Annotated in this window: 17 protein-coding genes, 1 other RNA gene and 1 riboswitch; of the genes, 1 reads left to right on the forward strand and 17 read right to left on the reverse strand. The window is 40.4% G+C overall.

Annotated elements, in window-relative coordinates:
* Positions 1 to 5: 5 nt before the first annotated feature.
* From NST09_RS10180 to NST09_RS10200, 5 genes are all read right to left on the reverse strand, one after another.
* Positions 6 to 3,599, reverse strand: coding sequence for a dynamin family protein (locus tag NST09_RS10180; protein WP_342492990.1), 3,594 nt, complete (start codon positions 3,597 to 3,599; stop codon positions 6 to 8).
* A 131-nt stretch (positions 3,600 to 3,730) separates the two neighbouring features.
* On the reverse strand, positions 3,731 to 3,838 hold the full coding sequence (fbpC, locus tag NST09_RS10185; RefSeq protein WP_306172627.1) for a Fur-regulated basic protein FbpC: 108 nt from the start codon (positions 3,836 to 3,838) through the stop codon (positions 3,731 to 3,733).
* 64 nt (positions 3,839 to 3,902) lie between these two features.
* A complete protein-coding gene (locus NST09_RS10190; RefSeq protein WP_017359716.1) occupies positions 3,903 to 4,412 on the reverse strand; it encodes an isoprenylcysteine carboxylmethyltransferase family protein in 510 nt (169 codons plus the stop codon).
* Complete coding sequence (locus NST09_RS10195) at positions 4,412 to 5,509, reverse strand: 3-oxoacyl-[acyl-carrier-protein] synthase III C-terminal domain-containing protein (protein WP_017359717.1); 1,098 nt, start codon at positions 5,507 to 5,509, stop codon at positions 4,412 to 4,414. Before NST09_RS10195 ends, NST09_RS10190 begins: the two co-directional genes overlap by 1 nt.
* 309 nt (positions 5,510 to 5,818) lie before the next feature.
* Complete coding sequence (locus tag NST09_RS10200; protein WP_098680800.1) at positions 5,819 to 6,325, reverse strand: GrpB family protein; 507 nt, start codon at positions 6,323 to 6,325, stop codon at positions 5,819 to 5,821.
* A gap of 486 nt (positions 6,326 to 6,811) precedes the next feature.
* Between NST09_RS10200 and NST09_RS10205 the strand changes: the two genes are divergently transcribed.
* Positions 6,812 to 7,666 (forward strand): polysaccharide deacetylase family protein, encoded by an 855-nt coding sequence (locus NST09_RS10205; protein WP_074041981.1) that lies wholly within the window; start codon positions 6,812 to 6,814, stop codon positions 7,664 to 7,666.
* A gap of 65 nt (positions 7,667 to 7,731) precedes the next feature.
* Here the strand turns inward: NST09_RS10205 and pbuX are convergent, their stop codons facing one another.
* From pbuX to NST09_RS10265, 12 genes are all read right to left on the reverse strand, one after another.
* A complete protein-coding gene (gene pbuX, locus NST09_RS10210; RefSeq protein WP_007500846.1) occupies positions 7,732 to 9,051 on the reverse strand; it encodes a xanthine permease PbuX in 1,320 nt (439 codons plus the stop codon).
* Positions 9,048 to 9,632 (reverse strand): xanthine phosphoribosyltransferase, encoded by a 585-nt coding sequence (xpt, locus tag NST09_RS10215; protein ID WP_008346333.1) that lies wholly within the window; start codon positions 9,630 to 9,632, stop codon positions 9,048 to 9,050. Before xpt ends, pbuX begins: the two co-directional genes overlap by 4 nt.
* Positions 9,633 to 9,750: 118 nt before the next feature.
* A riboswitch (purine riboswitch) is annotated at positions 9,751 to 9,850 on the reverse strand.
* 136 nt (positions 9,851 to 9,986) lie between these two features.
* Complete coding sequence (locus NST09_RS10220) at positions 9,987 to 11,492, reverse strand: carboxypeptidase M32 (RefSeq protein ID WP_269379374.1); 1,506 nt, start codon at positions 11,490 to 11,492, stop codon at positions 9,987 to 9,989.
* A 127-nt stretch (positions 11,493 to 11,619) separates the two neighbouring features.
* The gene (locus NST09_RS10225) at positions 11,620 to 13,557 is read right to left on the reverse strand and encodes an ATP-dependent DNA helicase (protein ID WP_017367482.1); all 1,938 of its coding nucleotides are present in this window, start codon (positions 13,555 to 13,557) and stop codon (positions 11,620 to 11,622) included.
* A gap of 75 nt (positions 13,558 to 13,632) precedes the next feature.
* Entirely contained in the window at positions 13,633 to 13,830 is a 198-nt protein-coding gene (locus NST09_RS10230) for a hypothetical protein (RefSeq protein WP_025207527.1), read from the reverse strand.
* A 105-nt stretch (positions 13,831 to 13,935) separates the two neighbouring features.
* Positions 13,936 to 15,090 carry a class I SAM-dependent RNA methyltransferase gene (locus NST09_RS10235; protein ID WP_017359722.1) on the reverse strand — a complete coding sequence of 385 codons (1,155 nt, stop codon included), beginning with the start codon at positions 15,088 to 15,090 and terminating at the stop codon, positions 13,936 to 13,938.
* A 108-nt stretch (positions 15,091 to 15,198) separates the two neighbouring features.
* Positions 15,199 to 15,580, reverse strand: an RNA gene (gene rnpB / locus NST09_RS10240) — RNase P RNA component class B.
* Positions 15,581 to 15,640: 60 nt separating this feature from the next.
* Entirely contained in the window at positions 15,641 to 15,946 is a 306-nt protein-coding gene (gene gpsB / locus NST09_RS10245; RefSeq protein WP_008344631.1) for a cell division regulator GpsB, read from the reverse strand.
* Positions 15,947 to 16,021: 75 nt separating this feature from the next.
* On the reverse strand, positions 16,022 to 16,564 hold the full coding sequence (locus tag NST09_RS10250) for a DUF1273 domain-containing protein (RefSeq protein ID WP_202394241.1): 543 nt from the start codon (positions 16,562 to 16,564) through the stop codon (positions 16,022 to 16,024).
* A gap of 49 nt (positions 16,565 to 16,613) precedes the next feature.
* A complete protein-coding gene (gene cotD, locus NST09_RS10255) occupies positions 16,614 to 16,850 on the reverse strand; it encodes a spore coat protein CotD (RefSeq protein WP_072368252.1) in 237 nt (78 codons plus the stop codon).
* 314 nt (positions 16,851 to 17,164) lie between these two features.
* Positions 17,165 to 18,412: a ribonuclease H-like domain-containing protein gene (locus tag NST09_RS10260; RefSeq protein WP_046343825.1), complete on the reverse strand. Its 1,248-nt coding sequence runs from the start codon at positions 18,410 to 18,412 to the stop codon at positions 17,165 to 17,167.
* A gap of 23 nt (positions 18,413 to 18,435) precedes the next feature.
* The gene (locus NST09_RS10265; protein ID WP_046343826.1) at positions 18,436 to 20,682 is read right to left on the reverse strand and encodes a DEAD/DEAH box helicase; all 2,247 of its coding nucleotides are present in this window, start codon (positions 20,680 to 20,682) and stop codon (positions 18,436 to 18,438) included.
* Positions 20,683 to 20,835: the final 153 nt, after the last annotated feature.

The following is a 20,835-nucleotide window of genomic DNA, read 5'->3' on the forward strand; positions in this document are numbered from 1 at the left end:
ATGAATCATATCGTTTTCAACTGGTTCTTCCATTCATTTGTTTGTTCATAAACTTGTTCAATGATCGCCTGTTTTTCAGCATCTGTTGTAAGGCTCGTCATAAATGTCTGTTTTTGCTCATTGAGCTGTTGGAGAGCATCTTGTTCGTACCTTTCCGTATAGGTCTTCACTAGCTGTTCATATCTGCTCAGCAACTCTTCTTTTTCGTTATCTGCCCAACGTGTTGTCATTTGATGTAGAACATCTCGAATGGCTTCAATAAACGTAGCCTTTTCATTTTGTTCAAAAAAGGCTTTCGCTGATTTTTGTTTCTTTAAAAGCGGCTCAAATGGTGCAATCTCTGCTTCGACTTCAATTTGTTTTAGCTCAGCATTTTTCTCCTCAGGGGCTGACAGGCTGAGAGAAAAGTAAGGATCTTCCGCACATGCAGCCTGCATCCCTTTTTCCCACTCCTCTTGGAAATAATGGTGGATAAACGATTCCATTCGGATATCAAGTGCCTTGAGCTCCTGCACAAATTCAAATTCATACTCCTTTAACGCTTTCTCAAGTGCCATTTTTAACTGCTGACCAAAATTCCCTTGAGATATGCCAGGATAAAAAGCCGACTTTAATAGATCATTCGCAAATAATGAAAGCCGCTGTACAATATGATAGAGCTGTTCATGCACGTCTTTTTTTACGCTTTCGGTCACAAGCTTAGACCGTTTCACGTCTTGCATTTTTTCGAGAATGGCTTCATAGGATGTCTTGATGTTTTTCTTTTCAGCTTCTTTCTCATCTTCTGATTGATGCAAGGTCGCACGTAGTCTATCGACCGTTGTACATAATGTATTAGCTTCAAAATGCAAAAGTTCAATGGCATCTTTCGTTAATTCTTCCTCAATAAAATAGTCGAGCTGTTTTCTCAGTGTTGCATATTGATTATAAGATGTCGGCTCTTTCCCTTCGATCTCTTCCTTACTAGACACATGATGCAGGTTTGGATTGCGGATGCCTTCTTTTGTGAGCTCGCTTCGTACATAGTCAAATACGGTTTCAAGCTCTGCTTGATCCTTAGCCAAATCAGCTGCATTGATGATAAAGAACATTTTATCCATGCTAAAGGAATCTTTTACGAGTCCAAGCTTCCGTAAAAATGAGCGATCAGCTTTTGAGAAAGAGTGCTGATAATACGTTAAATAAAGAAGGGCGTCTGCATCCTTCATATACTGGAAGGCGATTTCTGTATGACGCTTATTCATACTGCTTGCACCTGGTGTATCGACAATCGTCAGTCCTTTATCTGTCAAAGGTGTACTTAAATACACCGTCACTTCCTTCACCACACAAGAAACAGATTCTTCCGCTACATAAGGCTTTAATTCTTGAAGTGTGACATGTAAATTGGTTTGGTTGTCAATGTCATCATGAAACTTGGCATAGGCTTGTAGAAAATGTTCTACAATGATTCGGTGATCCTGTTCGAGCTGCCGTTTTTTCAGTACTCTTTCCAGCTTTGCCTTAAACGAATCTCCTTTTTCTGTTGTGATCGAAAATCCAAGAATCTGATCGAGTTCCTCTAGAATGTCCTGCTTGGTTTTAAACACCACTTTGACACTTTCATGAGGATGATCTTCCGTAGGTCGTGTCAGTTTGTTAATTGTTGCAGTTGTTGGCGTAGGAGATGATGGTAACACCTTCCGTCCAACAAGCGCATTGGCAAAAGAAGATTTTCCAGAACTAAAAGCGCCAAATAAAGCGAGTGTAAATTCTTTTGCCTGCAGCCGTTCTGTTCGTTTTTCAAAGGAATCTCTTTGAGACTTTAGAATATCTAAAGGCGATAAAATGCGGGAAAGCTCTTTAAATTGTGCAATCGATTGTGCTGTTGTTAAATGCTGCGATTGGCGGTATTGATCGCGCTCTGTCCGTTCAGTAGCTTGATCGCTCTCTTCAACATGAATTGATGCGCGATTCTTCTCCAGCTGGTCGTGCTGCATCCATTGCTTTTTCGCATAAAACCAGTCGCCTGGGATATGCTCATCCGTTCCGTTTTGCCAAATATCCCATAAATGCTGAATATCTAGTCTTATTTTTTCATTTTTTTCGTTGTACCCCTCAAGCCTCTGAAGATCTTGTTTCGCTTGTTTCCATTTTTCCTCTTGCTTCTCTTGTTCATTCTTGAGCTGGTCTTTCAAGGTCTCAATCATCTGTTCAATCAATTGAAGCGCTTGCTGTTTTGCCTGTCTTTTCAATGCTTCACCAGCATCTTTTGCATATTGAAGAACGTATTCGTTAGAAAAAGTTGCCCCTTGGTGAATGACCTTTTCAAGCAGGGATTCTTCAATAGGTGTCTCAAATGCCATGGCTTTGTCTAATAACGCTTCCCCAAGCTGATGCTGTTTTATTTCTTTTTTGAAGAGCTCGGCAATGTGCCAGTCAACTTCCGCTTTCATTCTCTTTTTTACATCTGCTAAGAAATCACTTGCCCTTTTTTCCTTTTCCTGCTCGGTTTTATTTTTGGCAAAAAGTAAACCCACTTTAAAGCCAGGTGCTTTTGATTCGATATAGTCACTTGCAAGCTCTCGCATCTTAAATGGCGTGAGGTTTGCATTTTTTAAGATGTTCTCTACTTCAGAAGACACTTCATCTTCTACCTGCTTTGCACCATTTTCAATAAATCGGCGTTTCTCTTCTAGTTCTTTCACTTCATTCCTTTTTTCTTGAAGGTGCTTATCAAGGTCCTCTTCATGCAGTTCTTCTTTTAACGAGTCTATATGTTCTTTTAAAACATGTTCGATTTTCTGCTCTGTATAGGCTCGAAGTGATGCTTTAGGCATGGTTTGTAATTCTTGTAGCTTCTTCACTAAACGGATCATTTCGTTTTTTGGGTGTGCCTCATCCGTCACAGAAGTAAAATATAGATGTTCTTCTTCAATGCCTTCTTTTAAAAGCATCTCAACGACTTGTTTTTTGTAGTTTTCAAAAGTTGTCTCTTGTTCATCATGCCGATCCACTTGATTGACGATGAAATAAAGATTAGGCACTTTCTCTTTAATCGAGCGAATGAAGCGAATGTTTTCTTCAGAATGGACATGGTTATAATGAACGACATAAAAAAGAGCATCCGCTTGATGAAGAATCGAAGCAGCGGATAAAAAGTGCGCATGATCCGTTGAATCAATTCCCGGCGTATCAATGAGTGCCACTTTTTCTTCAAGTCCACTATAATCACCGCTAATTTCCACCATCTCAATTTGTTCCCCATCTTTACAAAAACGCTGCACCGCTTCTTTATCATAAGAACCGCTCATTTTTGCAAAGCGTCCATCAGACGTATGGAGCTGAACTTCACTGACCCCTTTCCTGACAACAACCAAGTTTGCACTCGTTGGAATTGGGCTTGTGGGCAGGATGTGATCATGAAGAAGATGATTCACTAGTGATGACTTACCAGCAGAATAGTGGCCGGTAAATGCGATATATACTTCTTCTTCAGCTTCCTTTTTCATAATAGATGCAAGTTTGGCTGCGCGCTCGTGATCATCCCTTTTCAGAAGGCTTTGATATAAAGCACCTGTAGTTTGAACGAGCGAATCTCGAATAGACAAGTCTTTCATGACGATAAACCCCTTTGTTTTTAGAAAAGTCAGTTATGTATGTGTACCATTTTACACAAAATAAAGAGATTTTTCTTCTGATCTGAGGAAATAAAAAAATCTGCTGCCCGATCAGTCGCAATGGACTGCAATCAGGAAGCAGATTTTTTTGAAACACCTTTTAATACGAAGCCAATCAATAAGCTGTATACACAGACCGTACCGAGTAAGAAAATCATTGTCATGTGATCACCGTCCATCCTTCATGATTGAGAATGTTTATCATTAATGAAAGTGTAGCACAATTGATAATGATTTTCAATATTAATTTAATAAATACTGATTCAGTGCTTTTTCTTCTGTTTGTATTCTGACCATCATCATCCATCCATTTAAACACGTAAACAAAATGGCAGTAATAAATGCGTTAAATAGCAGCGGAATGAACATCAGTTCAATCGCCACCACCACATAGTTAGGATGCTTTAACCAGCGATACGGCCCCTTTTTCACAATCATCGCATTTGGAACGACTAAGATTTTTGTATTCCAATACGTCCCAAGTGAACATAGTGCCCAGTACCGAATCACCTGGGTAGCAAGAAGGAACACAAGCAGCAATAGGAAAAAACGAGACGGTTGACGATGCAGCAGCCATGTCTCTCCAATAAGCGAGAGGAAAAAAGCTGCATGCATAGCGACCATATAAGGATAATGGCTTGCACCAAATTCAATTGCTCCGATCGCCTTCACCTTCTTTTCATTTCTTTTCGCCACAAGCACTTCAATGAGGCGCTGACAAATGAAAATGCCAATCACTATCCAGAAAATCATCACGAGAGCCCCTCCCATTTCATGAGCAATAATTCTGATGAAAAGCCTGGACCAAGTGCTCCGCAAAGCCCCACCTGTCCTGCATCTAGTGACTGATGTTCAAGAAAATGCTTCATGACATATAAAACGGTGGCAGAGGACATGTTTCCATGCTGTTTCAGAACCTCTTTTGAAGAAAATAGCTGATGCTCTTGTAAAGATAGGCTTTCAAGATAGGCATCAATCACTTTTTTTCCTCCAGGGTGAGCAAGAAATACGGATACATCCTCTGTTGAAAACCCTAGTTGATGTAAAAAGTGATCCACTTGCTCTTTTAACCAGCCAGAAATGATGGACGGAATGTCACGTGAGAAGATGACTCGAAATCCGTCGGCGGTAAAATCCCATCCCATCACATCCTCAGAATCTTTCATGGTCACTGACTGCGTGCCAAGCACTTTAGGAACCGTTTTTAACCGCGTATACTTAGAGGCGGCCTTTTCTCCAGTTAAAAGAACGGCCGCAGTCCCGTCACCGAACAGCGAGGTTCCAATTAAATTGCTTTTTGATTGATCTTGCGGCTGAAAAGTGAGGCTGCAAAGCTCGCAGGCAACAACGAGCACTTTCGCTTCTGGATACGCCCTGATGTATTCATAAGCTCGGGATAAGCCTGCCGCCCCGCCCCCGCAGCCTAACCCCCAAATTGGCACTCGTTTCGTATAAGGAGAAAATGGAAGAACATTCATCAGCTTTGCATCAAGACTTGGCGTTGATAACCCTGTACTGGAGATGAAAAACAAAGCATCAATCTCATCAAAAGGAACTGGCTTTGTAAGGAACGCTGTTTCATGCAGACAGTGAAAAACGGCTTCTTTCGCATGTGCCAATGCTTTTTCGATATAGAGGTTGTTTTTCTCTTCAAAAGAGTGATGTTCTTGATACCAATCAATAGGCTGTACAAACTGTCTGCTCTCTATTTCGCCATTATTAAAAGCTTTTAATAGCCGATCAATATCTTTAAACGATCGTTTAAATTGAGACCTTGCAAATTGAGCAGCTGCTTGCTGATCCACATGATGTTTTGGCAGACTTGTTCCAACTGAAAGAATGTATGCCATCGGCTTCACCTCTTTTTTCGGTTAATATCCCCAATCAAAAAAAGGATATACATGCCAAAACGACACAATTCAGTCAAAATATTTTCCTCCGTCTAACTTTTTGTCTTGACGACAATTGATAAATATTGGATAATATAGGTGAAAACATGATGTAGTTTTCCTCCTTCACAGGTTCGTTCCAAGCCAAGCGAACCTGCTTTTTTTATGCAATTTATGTTCGGTGATTTAATGAAAAAAAAGAACTCCGTTAATTGGGAGTTCCTCTGTGACATGACCTCCCTTATGAACATCTTAAGAGCAAACCCTCACCTAAATCTTTTCGAGGATTGACTTAATAAAAGCAGTTTTTTCATGTGCGTATTTGTGTTTGTCATTTCCATGTAATCTTGATAATTTAAGTTTAAGCTGTTGGTACTCACTTCTAGCTTGCTCATTATTTCTCAAGTAATCTCTGAAATTTAACTGTTCAAGTAAATACTTATTATGTCTTTGATACATATGGATTTGATGTGTTCGTGTTTCTCCTTTATTAAAGTAGTGTCTTTCAGGTAATACGTCTGTTCCTTTATATGAGTAACCGAGTCCTTCCAACGCTATTACACATTTTTCTCCATCAAAAAAATGTTCTATTTCAATTGCAATATCAATAATTGGCTTAGCGCTTAAACCTTTTACTGCCGTACTTCCAATATGATGTACATTGATTGTGTATGGACCAATATCAGCTATTATCTGGCGCTTTTCTTTTTCATATTCGTTTTTCCACTCCATAGACCAAGGCACTAAAAAAACTTCCCCTCTTGGTAATCCCAACATTTACTTATCCCACCTTTTAACACCCATTTGGAGAATGTTAATAAACCAACTTTATCATAGGTCCCATATGGAGAGAGCAGACAGATTTCAACAATCATCCTATTCGTTTAGATCTATTTCTTGGTTGATGTCATTCAATACGATTCTTAACCATTCACTCTCATCTTAGTTTTATATCTAAAGAACAAAAATCCCTTCAACCGATTATTAATAGAGTTATTTAACATAGCTTTATGCAAAAAAACACCTCTCAAATGAGAAGAACCGTAGACAAACCCCACCTTTCATTTAAACATGAATGGATCACCTTTTTTTCTGATCAACACAAATAAATAACCATAAAATGCTAATTTATTTGATGATTTTATATGAAAAGGGGTTTTTTTCCTGTACACTTAATCAATATGAGCACCATGAAAAACAGTGAAAAAAGACAGAATCTACTACATGATTCGGCACAAAATTTAATTGATTGGAGTGATTGTCATGAAAAAGGTGTCCAAAAAACAAACACCCTACAACACGATATTTCTCTCGAAGATAATTGGTTTAGTGCTTCTTACACTGTTTCTCTTTTTTATCTGGGATATGTCTAAGCCCCATTTGCAGGCGACAAATGGGCAAGCAACAATTGTTACTAGCAGTGACTTCCGAGACACAAGTATCAGTCTGAAAGCAAAAGATCATTCTGCAAGAACATTGGATCAACAATTTAAGACCAATCCAAACCAACAGACAACGAATAAAACGGTCTTTTTAACATTTGATGATGGCCCTTCTGCTACATCAAATCAGCTGTTAAATATCTTAAAAGCACATCAAGTGAAGGCGACATTCTTCATGCTTGGACCGCAAATCCAAGCTCACCAAGCAACTGTGAAAAGACTTTATCAAGAAGGACATCAATTAGGGCTTCATGGCATGACGCATGATATAAACCGCTTTTATCAGAACAGTGAGTCTCCCGCAAATGAAATGAGAGAAGCTCAGCTCATTCTTGCTTCTGTTACAGGCGTTTACACCCGTCTTGTGAGAACACCTTATGGCAGTGTTCCAAATTTAACATATGATCAAAAAGTACGCTTAAACCAATATGGCTTCATTTACTGGGATTGGACGATTGATAGCCTTGACTGGAGATATAAAAACTCACAATATGTTCAAGAGGTATTGAATCAACTGCAAATGTTTGAGAAAAATAAACCATGGGAACCAAAAGTGATTTTAATGCATGATCAACCCTCTACCACGAACTATTTAGATAGCCTGATTACACAACTAAAAGCAAGGGGCTATACATTTGCAGTCATTAACGAAACAATGCCTCCGGTACAACATTAATAGCACTAATCACAATAAGCCCGTATCCAAAGGATGCGGGCTTTCAGCTCTCCAAAGAGAAGTGATTACATAACAGATTGCTTAGGTTCTTCCATTAGCTCCTGCTCTGTTTCTTTTTTAAAAGGAATCATGTGATAAATAATATGAAGCAAAATAGCGGTAAAGCTTCCGGCGACAATTCCGTTACTTGTTAACAATTTAATTGATTCTGGCAAATGCTCAAACATTTGCGGCACAACCGTTACTCCGAGCCCGATGCCAACTGAGCATGCGACAATGAGCAAGTTTTCCTGTTTGGCAAAATCGACGCGTGAGAGCATTTTAATCCCGTACGCAATGACCATTCCAAACATGGCGACCATTGCACCGCCTAGAACGGATTTTGGAATAATCGTTGTAAATGCCGCGATTTTAGGAAAAAGGCCAAATACCATTAATAATACACCTGTCACCACAATGACCTGATTTTTCTTCACGCCTGTTAATTGGATCAATCCAACGTTTTGGGAGTAGGCTGTGTATGGAAAAGCGTTGAAGATACCGCCTAATAAAACGGCAATTCCCTCTGCACGATATCCCTTTGCTAAATCCTTCTCTTTTAATGAACGATTCGTTAAATCTCCGAGCGCAAAGTATACACCCGTTGATTCGACTAATGACACAATGGCAACTAATGTCATTGTCATGATTGGTGCAAATTCAAAAGTAGGCAGCCCAAAGTAAAAAGGCTCAATGATGCGGAAAACTTGTGCATTCGCCACTTCTGCTGTCTCCACCTTCCCTAAGAAAGCAGCTACTGCTGTCCCAAGTAGAATGCCGATTAAGATGGCAATGGCTTTCATGAATCCCTTTGTAAATCGATAGAGAAGGACAATAATAAACAACACTAGAAAAGCAAGTCCAAGATTCTCAAAAGAACCATAGTCTGCACTTCCTTCACCACCTGCCATATTGTTCATGGCGACCGGAATTAAGGTAATTCCAATGATCGTGACGACGGAACCTGTGACAACGGGCGGGAAGAATTTCACAAGCTTTCCAAAGAAAAATGAAAGAGCAATGACAATACACCCTGCGGCGATAATACTTCCATATATAGACGAAATTCCATATTTAGAGCCAATCGCAATCATAGGAGATACCGCAGTAAATGTACAGCCTAGTACAACAGGCAAACCGATGCCAAAAAAGCGGTTTTTCCATACTTGAAGCAGTGTGGCGGCACCGCACATGAAAATATCTGCCGAAATTAAGTACGTCAGCTGGGCTGGCGTGAGCCCAAGCGCATCTCCAACAATGAGCGGGACAAGAACCGCACCTGCATACATCGCCAGTACATGCTGTATCCCTAGCGAAAGGGTTTTGGCTTTTTTAGCGGCACTCATGATTGTACCTCGCGTACAAACGTGACTTTTCCTTCCTCGAGCGATTCGATACGTGCGAGTGACTCGACTCTATAGCCCATTTGCACAAGTTCTTTTCTTCCAGGCTGGAATGATTTCTCGATAACAATTCCAAAACCAGCTACTTTTGCTTTCGCTTGCTTTGCGATTGCAGCTAGTCCCTTAGCGGCTTCTCCATTTGCTAAAAAGTCGTCGATAATTAACACACAATCATCCTCACTAAGGTGCGTGTTAGAGACAGCAATCGTACTTTCTACTTTTTTGGTAAAAGAATACACACTTGCTGTCAAAAGGTTATCCGTTAAAGTCAGTGATTGCCGCTTTCGGGCAAAAACAACTGGCACATGAAGGGCAAGTCCAGCCATGACAGCAGGTGCAATACCAGAAGATTCGATTGTGATAATTTTAGTAATTCCATCATGCTTAAATAATCTAGCAAACTCTTGACCGATCTCATGCATTAACACAGGGTCAATTTGATGATTTAAAAAAGCATCTACCTTTAGCACTTGATTTGACAGAACGATTCCTTCGTTCTCGATCTTTTGACGTAACAATTCCATCATTCTTCCTCCCAGCATATTAGCAACTTTCATTTTTTTGCATAAAAAAAGCATTGCTGTCCATTAAGGAGCAAGCAATGCGAAAACGATCCACGGGATCTTCAGCTCATACAAAAGCTGTTTCATTTTGCTCACTCATAGTCGGACGGTATCGGTGTCCGGTAGAAACTTGCGTGCCATTATCACGCGATTATATGAGTGTTATAGTGTTCAAATTATAACAAGATTTCAGACGCTTGGAAAGCACTTTTCTAGAAAAATACCGAACTTAAATAATCATTAAGCTTTAAACGTTCGTTTTTAGAATATTCAAGCAGCAAAAAAGCACCCTTTTGATCAAAGGGTGCCTTTCATTTATGATAAATACAGTTTCGTGTACTTATCTGTTAAATAATCAATTAAGTATTGAACATTTAATTCTTCACCAGTTGCGTCTTGAATGATTTCAGATGGCTTTTTCCGTTTTCCATGCTGATGGACATGTTCAGTTAGCCATTCTTTTATCGGTGCAAAAGACCCATTTTGAATCAGTTCATCAAAATTTGGTAAATCTTTGATCATTTGCTGCTTTAATTGCGCCGCATACATATAACCAAGTGCATATGAAGGGAAATAACCAAAACTACCATCAGACCAGTGAACATCCTGCAAAATACCAAGCGCATCGTTAGGCGGCGTAATGCCCAGATATGCTTTATATTTTTCATTCCATAACGCTGGCAGATCTTCAACGGCTACATCTTCATTGAAAATGGCTTTTTCAATCTCATAGCGAATAATAATGTGAAGCGGATACGTGAGTTCATCTGCTTCAATTCGAATGTAAGTCGGCTTCGATTCATTCACCGCATGCACAAATTCTTCTAAAGTGACATCTTTAAATTGTTCAGGAGATGCCTCTTGCAGCTTTTGATAATACGTTTTCCAGAAATCTTCATGTCTGCCGATAAAGTTCTCAAAGAAAAGAGACTGTGATTCATGAATACCCATTGATGTGCCGTCACATAAGAGCGTTCCGCTCAGTGCCTCATCAATATTTTGTTCATAAATGGCATGGCCGCATTCATGAATGGTGCCAAAGATCGCCATGCGAAAATCGTACTCATCATAACGCGTCGTCACACGTACATCCCCTCTGCTTAATGTCACAGCAAATGGATGAACCGTTGTATCAAGTCGTCCTGCGTCAAAGTCATACCCTAACTCTTTTAAGAAAAAGAGACTCAGCTCTTTTTGTTTGTCGATCGGGAAGCTTTTCGATAAAAACGAAGTATCCGGTTTATTTGGTGAAGCTTCAATTTTTTTCACGAGAGGAACGATGGCGTCTCGAAGTGCACCGAATTTTTGATCGAGTTGTTCAACCGTCATATCCGGCTCATAATTATTGAGCAGCACATCATATGGTGTTTTTTTCACGCCCCAGTACTGGATGAAACGCTTGTTAAAATCAATCAGCTGTTTTAAATAGGGTGCAAAGAGTGAAAAATCTGATTTCTCCCTTGCTTCTACCCAAACATGTTCTGCTTTTGATTGTAGAATGGAGTATTCTTTAAATTCTTCTTTTGGAATTTTGCTGTTTTCATCATATTCTTTTTGCGATAATTCGAGTGCCTTCTGCGTGTCTTTTGAAAGCTTTTCTTTCTCTTTATTTAATGCATCAAGAAGATTTCTCATTTCATCAGAAGTCTTCATATTAAAGATATCGCTGGATAATTGACCGATGGTTTCTGCTCTGAAATCAGCACTTTTTTTAGGCGCTTGTGTTCGAGAGTCCCAATAAAGTAAATGAAGCGCCTCTGTATAATGGGCGATTTTTCCTAGTAATTGATAAAACGCTTTCTCTTTTGATTCAAGACTCATGCGTTCGTTCCCCCAATCAATAAAATATGTATGTACGTTTCAAGGCTACTTCAATAAATGTTCTTTTGTCAATGAAAAAGGAGGATACGCTGATCGTATCCTCCTCTTATTGAATGGTTTTCTATCATTAAGAGATCACTGGCTTCACTGGAAGAACGGATTCAATTTTACTTTGTAGCTCAATATCTTTCTGACTGCCAAAGTAAATATGAATGCTGCCAGCATCTTGGCTTGTCCGAATCAGTCTCCCAATGCCCTGCCTTAGACGAAGCAGCATGTATGGAAGGTCCACTTCAGTAAATGCATCTTTCGCTTCATTCCGTTTTGCTTCAAATACTGGGTCATGCGGTGGATATGGAAGTCCCCAAATAACCACATTTGTTAGAGACTGTCCTGGAATATCCAGCCCTTCCCACAGGTGAACGGAACATAACACAGATGTTTCATCCGCTTGGAACTTTTGAACAATGGTACTGATCTCCTCGTCTCCTTCAAAATACACATGGAAAGGCAGTGATTCATTTGATGCATCGAGCTGCTTTCTAAATACATGCAGTTCATCAAATGAAGGGAATAAAATAAGAGATCGACCGCCATTTTCTTTTACCTGAGCCAGCACGTGCTGACCTTTTACATCTGACTCTGTCATTGGCTGCTGAATTCCGTGGAAATACATTTGCATTTGCTCCTCATAATCATACGGCGAAGCCACACTCATGGATAAATAATCTTTGATCCCAAGGCTTTCAGCTAAATAATCAAATGATTGATTTTCAGACAACGTAGCAGATGAGAAAATATAAGGGATTTTTTGTGAAAATACCTTTTCACCAAGCACCTCTGCTACCGTTTTTGGCATGACGACAAAGGTTGTATCTAATTCCTGCTTCTCCAGCCAGCTAATGGCATTTTTCTGATAAAGCGACAGAGAATACGCCATCTGTTCAATGTACTCTTCCACAACAGACAATTCATATTGATCAATTGTGTACATCTCTGATTCAAATACGAGCGCTTCTCCAATCTTCTCAAGCAAATCACATAATTCACTTGCTGAACGCTTCACCTCATCTACACGACCAATTTCAAGACGGTGTGATCCTTTGATTTCTTTGGCATTCGTTTTTAAGAGGTAAAAGAACTGATCGTTTGTTGCAAGTGCATCTTCAACAAGTTCTGCAAACTCTTCACGAATATCATTTTGCAAAAGACGTTCCAAAAACGTCTCTAGTGTTGATTGCTTCACTCGGTATGTTAGCGCTTTTTGTGCTGCAAATTCAAGAAGATGTCCTTCATCAAATACAACAGAGCTATGCTCAGGAAGGAGCGGCAGCTGTCCTTCACGTTTACGTGACTCCTTTGTCCATACATGCTCCATGTAAAAGTCATGAGAACAAATGATGAGGTCTGTGGCTTTTCGGTAATGGTCTCTTGATAAATTCAAGCCACAGCGGTGCCGCATGTCGCACGTTAAGCAGTCCTGAAAAGAGTCATAACCAATTCTTGACCACTCATCATTTGTTAATTCTGGATACTCTTTTCGATCACCGTACGGATAAAATGTCTGCATCCCATGAGATTCATGAACAAATGAAGGAAGCGATTCATAAATGTCGAGCCACTTCTCATCATCTTCACGTTGCATCGTTTTCTCTAGTTTCTTTAAGCACAAATATTGATCATGCGATTTACTTAATCTCGCATCTATTTGAATATCAAGGTGATTGGCAATTTTATAGATATCACCTTCTTGTTTGACGAGCTGTTCAATTAACGTTTCGTCTGCACATGCAATGATCGCAGGTTTCCCTGTATATCTTGCATATGTGACCGCAAATAAAAGGTAAACGATTGTTTTGCCTGTGCCTACCCCAGCTTCGGCAAACATCACACTTTTTTCTTTAAAGGCTCTTTCTAACTGAAAAGCCATGAATATTTGTTCATCTCGAAGATCAAAGCCCTTTTCTGGCAAAATGTCATAAAACACATCACCAATCCAGTTGCCCAGTTCTTCGTAAAAATTATGTTCTTTTGTTAATGAAAAAGGCAAACGAGACGCTGTCACCTGCTTCAACCCCCAACTTTTGAATCATTCAGACATTCAATAGTACCATTTATGCTGGGGTATGACAATCTTTTTTTAAGAGCGCAGGCGATGCTGGTAGCTTTCCTTCATTAAAAACGCGTGCTCTGAATGGTCTATGTAGTTTTGAGCCATTGCTAAGTCCTCGATGGCTGCCGTAAGTTTAGCAGATTGTCCTGTTTCAATCCCTTCTATTTCTCGGGCTGTTGAAGCGAGTGCTTTTTGAATTAACTGAAATTGATCATAATGAATCATGAAGACACCTCTTTTTTTAAAATCAAGTTCAGTTTATTCCGTCCCGAGAAGACTTATACCTTTTTAGCATAAAAAATCCACACCTTCTCGTGGTGTGGACATTTATTATGATTCAGTTGTTTCTCTTCTAGGTCGGCGTTTTCCCCAGTATTGATAATAATCTGTTTTAATAAATCCATTAAACAGTTTTCTCTTTTTCGTCGCTTTTCTTCCGAAACACTCTTCGAATTTTTCATGTGACGTTAAAATGTAAATGGACCACGTATCTAGGTTCTTCAATGCTTCGCCCATGCCTTGATACATTTTTTCCACAGCTGGCTTATCGCTGAGACGTTCACCGTAAGGCGGATTTCCGACAATTACACCATACTCTTCTTTTGTTTGGAAGTCTTTCACTTGCATTTGCTTAAATTGAATCAGTTCACTAAGTCCAGCTTCTTCTGCGTTCAGTTTCGCAATCTCTACCATACGATGATCGATATCGCTCGCGATAATGTGAAGCGGCTGATCATAGTTCGCCTTTTCTTCTACTTCAAGGCGTGCTTTGTTCCAAACGTCCTCACCGATCCATTCCCATGATTCAGATGCGAACTCACGGTTAAATCCAGGGGCAATATTTTGTCCAATCATCGCTGCTTCAATAGCAATTGTGCCTGATCCGCAAAAAGGATCGACAAACGGACGGTCAGGTGTCCAGTTCGTTAATAAGACAAGCGCCGCTGCAAGGGTTTCTTTAATCGGCGCGCCTCCTTGATCTGCACGGTATCCACGTTTATGAAGACCCACACCAGACGTATCGAGCGTCAGCAATACTTTATCTTTTAATAGTGCTACCTCGATTTTGTATTCAGGACCCGTCTCTTCTAGCCATTCAGACTGTATGTTGTAAGATGATCTAAGTTTTTGCGCGATAGCCTTTTTGACGATACGCTGACAATCCGGCACACTGGCAAGCTGAGATTTAACAGATTTACCAATGACAGGGAATGTACTATTTTTCGGTAAAAATGCGGCCCAGTCAATGGCTTTTGTCTGCTCAAAAAGCTCGTCAAATGTTCTAGCCGAAAATTCAGCAACTTGGACCTTGATTCGGTCTGCTGTACGCAGCCATAGATTCGCACGGCAGATGGCAAGCGCATCTCCTTGAAAAATAACTTTTCCGTTATCTACAGTGCACTCATACCCGAGGTCTCTTACTTCTTTTGCAACAATCGCTTCAATTCCCATTGGCGCTGTTGCGATGAGTGTATAGGTTTTCATTTGTTTATCACCTGTTTTCTCGTTCTTTTCTTAATCAAGATAAAAGCTCTCCATATGTAGAAATAGGAGAGCTTTGATTTCATCATGTTTATGATAACGGATATAACGTTCTGTAAGCCATGTTTTGTTCCATCGTACTACAAACGGCAAAAGCCTCGTACTCAGGTGGTAATCATCTATCTACAGAATTCTCTGTCCTTCTCTCCGTTTGGTTCCTTTGAGAAAGTTCCCCTACCAAGTTTGGGTTTCTCGCTCGAGGGGTTTACCGCGTTCCACTCTCACCATTTCTAGTGAGACTTCGTCACTGTGGCACTTTCAAGGATACTTTGCCATATCCTAAAAGGACGTAGGCATTTTTCCTGCCGTCAGCCTTTCCCAGGCTGCCCTGGCTTATTTTTTCGCCAGGCACGAACACTACGGGCATCTCAGCACCGTGCGAGCATGGACTTTCCTCTGCAATGTCAAAGCATTACAGCGATTACCCGAACGTTAATCAACATGCGTTATTATAAACGACAATGTCATCTGACACAAGCTTTTTTGGTATTACTCAATCATAAAGTTTGCTGCCGAAAACGTGTTTCTCAAGATTAGATAGTCTTTTTAAAATATCAAAGTTTGTTGTATTGGACTGTGCAGGCTGTCTTTTCCCTTGCTCAACCGCTTCTTCAAGCTGTTTTGACAAGTGAAGGTTTTCTTGTTGGAGTTTTTCAATTTCTTGATGGAATGTCTCATAGTCTTTAATGACCATATCTAGAAATTTATCGACTTCTTCTTGTTTATACCCTCGGACACCTGTTTTAAATTCTTTTTCTAAAATTTCTTTCGCAGAAAGCTTTACTTTATCAGCAAGCATCTTTTTCACCTCATATCGTGAATTCATAGTATATTTTTTCAGAAATAAGTGACGTTGTCAAATTTTCTCTTGCTTTTAGTCAAAAAACGGATCTTCCGCCTCAACCTGTGCTCTTAAATCATCCATTGTGATATACATTATTGGGTAGTCGGTATAGGTTTCAGCTTCTTTGATCATATATTTTGGCGAGCCTTCGTGCTCGGGATCATATAAGACGAGAAGGCCGTCCGTTTTTTCAATAAAAAAGCGGTTCTTTTGTTTAAATTGTGCCGGACTTTCATACGGTCTATGCGTGACACTTTCTACAAAATCAGCTTGTGCAAGAACGCCTTCATACAGCTCTTTATTTTGTTCATTCCAGCGCTCTTCCTGCTCATAAAATGGTGTAATGACAGCAAGTTTTAAATCTGGAAACTCCTCTTGAAGCTCAAAGACCACTTCAGCTGTCCATATTTCTGCACCTAACTGACCTGAAATGAGCACCCATTCCAGCCCGTCTTCAATGAGTGCCGTCAGCCTTTTCCGAAGTTCCGCTTTTATGTATTGAAGTGCAGGCTCGTCTTGTTTGAAGATCCCAAGCTCAAATGGCTTGTACCCTGTGACAGCAATAATTTTCATTTTTTCACCTGCTTTTAAAAAAAGGGACTTATAAAAGTCCCATTTCACTTTATCTGTTACAGCAAGGTCCACCGCAGTTAAAGTGTTGATGTGTTGCCGGGTCCACCTGAGAAAACGTATGCGGGAAGTAGTGAACATGTTGGAAATTTTGGTGATGAACATTTGTTACATGCTGCGGGTGGATGTGCGGCACAATTGTAGTTGACTCACTATGCGTACAGCAGTGATTCGTTGGATGTACAATTGGCTGTGTAACATTTGGATTGCAATGATGATGATGGTACATGTAGCATTCCCCTCTCCTTGATTTTCTTACATTAACAATGTATGAATCAAGAGGTGTACATGTACTAATGCATTAACCTATTTTAAAAGTTTGCAAGAAAAACATCTTTATAGTTTGAAAACACAAACGCGACCAATATGACAACAAGAAAAAACAAGTAGAAAAGACCCTTATACATGCTCTACGCTCCTCATTCAATATCTAACGTTATTTTACAGGATTCGTGACTTTTCTACAATAAAAGTGCTAAACAATTTTTATTTTCGGCCGAGAGCCGAACGTTGTCATTTTTTGCGCTTTCCCAGGCAATAATTTCATTGCCCAGCTTTTCTTAAGAGCCGCTTTTCTCGCTTGTCAAGTTCCACAATGTCTCGTTCACTTAAAGACGGTTGTGATAACAATGTTTGGGTAATGGAAAGGGCTGCTTTTGGATCTTTTTGGCGGTGTTCTTCATACTTTGCTAGCTCTACACCCGCTTTTAATCTTAAATGAACATCACTTGATTCAAATAGACGCCTCCATATGCATGCCGCTTTATCCCATTGTTTTAACCGCTTGTACTGTAATGATAGATCATAAGCTGCTTGATCCGCATGCTCAAACGCTGCTCCCGTTAATTCTTGCAGGTGCTTTGTTGCTTCCTGCACATCACGGTGAGCAAGATGCCACTTAGCTAATGCATATTTCTCATCGTCTTCCTTCACCGCATCTTTGGATAAGATTTTTTTAGACAAATGAATGTAGAGACTGATTAACGATAAGACATCAAGTTCATTGTGAGTCAAAATTCCTTCAATCAGTTTCGGGTTTTGTTCCTTTAAAAAGTGAAAATAGATCATTGGTGCGAGGAACCCCGGTGTATCTCCCTCTCGATTGACGTGCAGTTCCTCTTTTTCTACAACCGAAAGAGCCATACGCTCATATTTATGTTTCCACAATCTCCTTGACCCATGGAGAAGGTCAAAATGACCAAATTCAGGTAGAGCAGGTATTTGATCACGTAATAATGTATGCCTCGTTTTGACTTGAGGCCAGTCGAATGATTTCCCATTATATGTCACAAGTGATTCGACATCCACCTCACTAAGAAAGCTTTTGTAAAGTGCCGCTTCATTTCCTGGATTCGTGAGCAGATGTTGTTTTACCACCACTTTATCTGAATAAACTCTCGCATGCCCAAGCAGAAAAATCATATTTCCCGTTCCGCCAGATAGTCCTGTTGTTTCTGTATCGAAGAAAAATAGCTCGTGAGGCTTGTAGCCTTTTGCAGAAAGAGAATGCTGAATCTCACTTTTGTTCCATGCACTCACCATCTCCGGCAGTTCTGCAAATGAATATCGCCCATGCTGATGGTCAAGTGGATAGGTCACTTCCCGAATGAGGCAGAAAGAGTCTTCAAAGTAGTAAGGAGCTGCACTTAATTCCCCCCACTCTTTTAGAAATGGAATGGTTTCAGCCGTCACAGTGTGCGTTTGTCCCTCTTTTACTGCCACACGCTTTTCATCTGACTGATTGTGCGACAGGTGTTTTTTCATTCTGTTTAATTTTCCTTTTAATGACATGAGTACGTCTATTCCCCCTTCCCTTAAAATCCTGCCATCAATTGAATGATCCTGCTTTTTCCATCAATCTCTTTCATTTCCATGCCAATACAAGATGGACAGCCGTTCTCGCAGCTGCATCGCTCAATCAGCTGAGTGGCTGCACGGGCAATTTCATCAAAGCGAGCCTGCACCTCTTTACTTAAACCGATTCCACCTGGGTAATGATCATATAAAAATACGGTCGGTTTCCCCGTATGGGCTGCCTTTATTTGAGAAATAACATGAATGTCTGAACGGTCACACATGACAAACGCCGGAACAATATGCTGAAGAACATTGGCAATACCGAGCAAGAGCTGTTCAAGTGTTTTTTCTTCAAATGTCCGCTCTGCTTCATGTAATTCAAACCAAGCAGCACTCGTATGAATCTCTTCTTCAGGTAAGTGAATCGGGCCGGAACCAATATTTTCCCCAGTTGATAATCGAATTTTTTTGAAAATGGTCGGCATTGCATTGACGGTCACATCACCGTAGTGAACAGATACCGCCGCTTTCTCTGTTGTTTGATCAATTTCAAGCACCTTGAGCTGAACTGCTAAATTCGCATCTGTATAATATTCTACATCGACTTGTTTCACATAAGCCTTAAGATGCTCATAATCTAGCTTTTCCACTTGATACTGAACCCCTTCATGTAAATAAATCGCTTCATCATGAAGTAAGGTCATCGCACTGAATCGATCCATCTCCCCAATAATTCGAACGTTCGCTACATCGGATTGATCGACAATGACGACATTTTCCTGACTTGCAGATCTCAGACTGATGCCATGAGCCGGGAACGATTGATCTGACCAATAATAACGGTTCCCGCTGAAATGAAGAACCCCTTCTTCATGTAAGTATTGCAAGATTTCTTCTACTTCCATACTGCCAAACTGTTCATCTTCTCGAAACGGTAGCTCGTAGGACGCACATTTTAGATGATCGACTAGGATGATAAGGTTCTCAGGATTGATTCTTGCCGATTCAGGTGGTCTGTTAAAGAAGTATTCAGGGTGCCTGACAATATATTGGTCAAGTGGCGATGAACTTGCGACCATGATAATGAGTGCTTCCTCATGACGCCTTCCAGCTCGTCCAGCCTGCTGCCACGTACTCGCTACACTGCCAGGATATCCGGTCATGATACAGACTTTTAGCTGTCCAATATCTACTCCTAATTCTAGTGCGTTTGTGCTGACAACACCGAGAATGTCTCCTTCCCTTAAGCCTTTTTCAATCATGCGCCGCTCTTTCGGCAAATAGCCCCCGCGATAACCACGGATCGATTTAGGACCAATTTCTTTTTTCACTAGTTCTTGAATATGACTTAGGATGACTTCAACTCTTACCCTACTTCTAGCAAAAACAATCGTTTGAATTTTTTCTTTTAAAAATGTTTTAGCGAGCTGATTCACAACAGTGGCCGCACTTTGTCTAATATTTAATGGCTTATTGACGACTGGCGGGTTGTAAAAGACAAAATTCTTTTTACCGCTAGGTGCTCCGTTTCGTTCAATGAGATGCACCTTGCTTCCGGTCAGCTGCTCTGCAAGCTCTTTCGGATTCGCTATGGTCGCTGAAGTACAAATAAAGGTCGGGTCACTTCCATAAAATGCACAAATTCGCTTTAGTCTGCGAATGACATTGGCGACATGACTGCCAAACACGCCTCGATATGTATGAAGCTCATCAATGACAATATACTTTAAGTTCTCAAATAAACTGACCCATTTCGTATGGTGAGGCAAAATCGCTGAATGCAGCATATCTGGATTTGTGATGACAATATGTCCTGCCTGTCTGACGCGCTGGCGAATCGCTGGGGAGGTGTCCCCGTCATAGGTTTCACTGTGAATTGGAACATCCATCTCATGAATGATTTCGTTTAATTCACTTTTTTGATCTTGCGCAAGTGCTTTTGTTGGAAATAAATAGAGGGAGCGGCTTGTCTGATCTTCTGCGATCGACTGAAGAACTGGCAGATTGTAGCAAAGCGTTTTACCTGAAGCTGTAGGTGTCACAGTCACCACATTCTCACCATCCATCACACGTTCAAAGGCTTCCTTTTGATGAATGTACAGTTCGCTCACACCTCTTTTTTCAAGCGCCACTTTGAGCCTGTCATTTACTCTTTCAGGAATTGGAGAAGTCAGTGCAGGCTTCGCTTCAATTTCATGCCAATGCTCGACCTGTTCGTCTTTTTTTAAATCTTCTATGAGTTCGTTCATTGTTTTCTTCTTCATCTGGTATCCACCTCTCATTCTAGTGTACCGAATATTTGTTTGCATGACTAGGCGGCAATTTTTTGATGCACCGCTTGTGAGCAAATATTTTGATGTGTTGTAACAATATCTATTACACTTCTATAGTGAAATGATTTTATCAAGGAAGAAGAT

Source organism: Bacillus sp. FSL W7-1346 (assembly GCF_038593335.1).
GTDB classification, from domain to species: domain Bacteria; phylum Bacillota; class Bacilli; order Bacillales; family Bacillaceae; genus Bacillus; species Bacillus altitudinis.

Bases quoted from the DNA above. Each gene is read 5' to 3' on its own strand.
- NST09_RS10200 (WP_098680800.1), bottom strand. From the start codon at position 6,325: ATGTTGGGATTACCAAGAGGGGAAGTTTTTTTAGTGCCTTGGTCTATG.
- NST09_RS10190 (WP_017359716.1), bottom strand. From the start codon at position 4,412: ATGATTTTCTGGATAGTGATTGGCATTTTCATTTGTCAGCGCCTCATT.
- xpt (WP_008346333.1), bottom strand. From the start codon at position 9,632: ATGGAATTGTTACGTCAAAAGATCGAGAACGAAGGAATCGTTCTGTCA.
- NST09_RS10235 (WP_017359722.1), bottom strand. From the start codon at position 15,090: ATGAAAACCTATACACTCATCGCAACAGCGCCAATGGGAATTGAAGCG.
- NST09_RS10205 (WP_074041981.1), top strand. From the start codon at position 6,812: ATGAAAAAGGTGTCCAAAAAACAAACACCCTACAACACGATATTTCTC.
- NST09_RS10180 (WP_342492990.1), bottom strand. From the start codon at position 3,599: ATGAAAGACTTGTCTATTCGAGATTCGCTCGTTCAAACTACAGGTGCT.
- gpsB (WP_008344631.1), bottom strand. From the start codon at position 15,946: ATGCTTGCTGATAAAGTAAAGCTTTCTGCGAAAGAAATTTTAGAAAAA.
- NST09_RS10265 (WP_046343826.1), bottom strand. From the start codon at position 20,682: ATGAAGAAGAAAACAATGAACGAACTCATAGAAGATTTAAAAAAAGAC.
- pbuX (WP_007500846.1), bottom strand. From the start codon at position 9,051: ATGAGTGCCGCTAAAAAAGCCAAAACCCTTTCGCTAGGGATACAGCAT.
- NST09_RS10195 (WP_017359717.1), bottom strand. From the start codon at position 5,509: ATGGCATACATTCTTTCAGTTGGAACAAGTCTGCCAAAACATCATGTG.
- NST09_RS10250 (WP_202394241.1), bottom strand. From the start codon at position 16,564: ATGAAAATTATTGCTGTCACAGGGTACAAGCCATTTGAGCTTGGGATC.
- cotD (WP_072368252.1), bottom strand. From the start codon at position 16,850: ATGTACCATCATCATCATTGCAATCCAAATGTTACACAGCCAATTGTA.
- NST09_RS10230 (WP_025207527.1), bottom strand. From the start codon at position 13,830: ATGATTCATTATGATCAATTTCAGTTAATTCAAAAAGCACTCGCTTCA.
- NST09_RS10260 (WP_046343825.1), bottom strand. From the start codon at position 18,412: ATGTCATTAAAAGGAAAATTAAACAGAATGAAAAAACACCTGTCGCAC.
- fbpC (WP_306172627.1), bottom strand. From the start codon at position 3,838: ATGGACGGTGATCACATGACAATGATTTTCTTACTCGGTACGGTCTGT.
- NST09_RS10220 (WP_269379374.1), bottom strand. From the start codon at position 11,492: ATGAGTCTTGAATCAAAAGAGAAAGCGTTTTATCAATTACTAGGAAAA.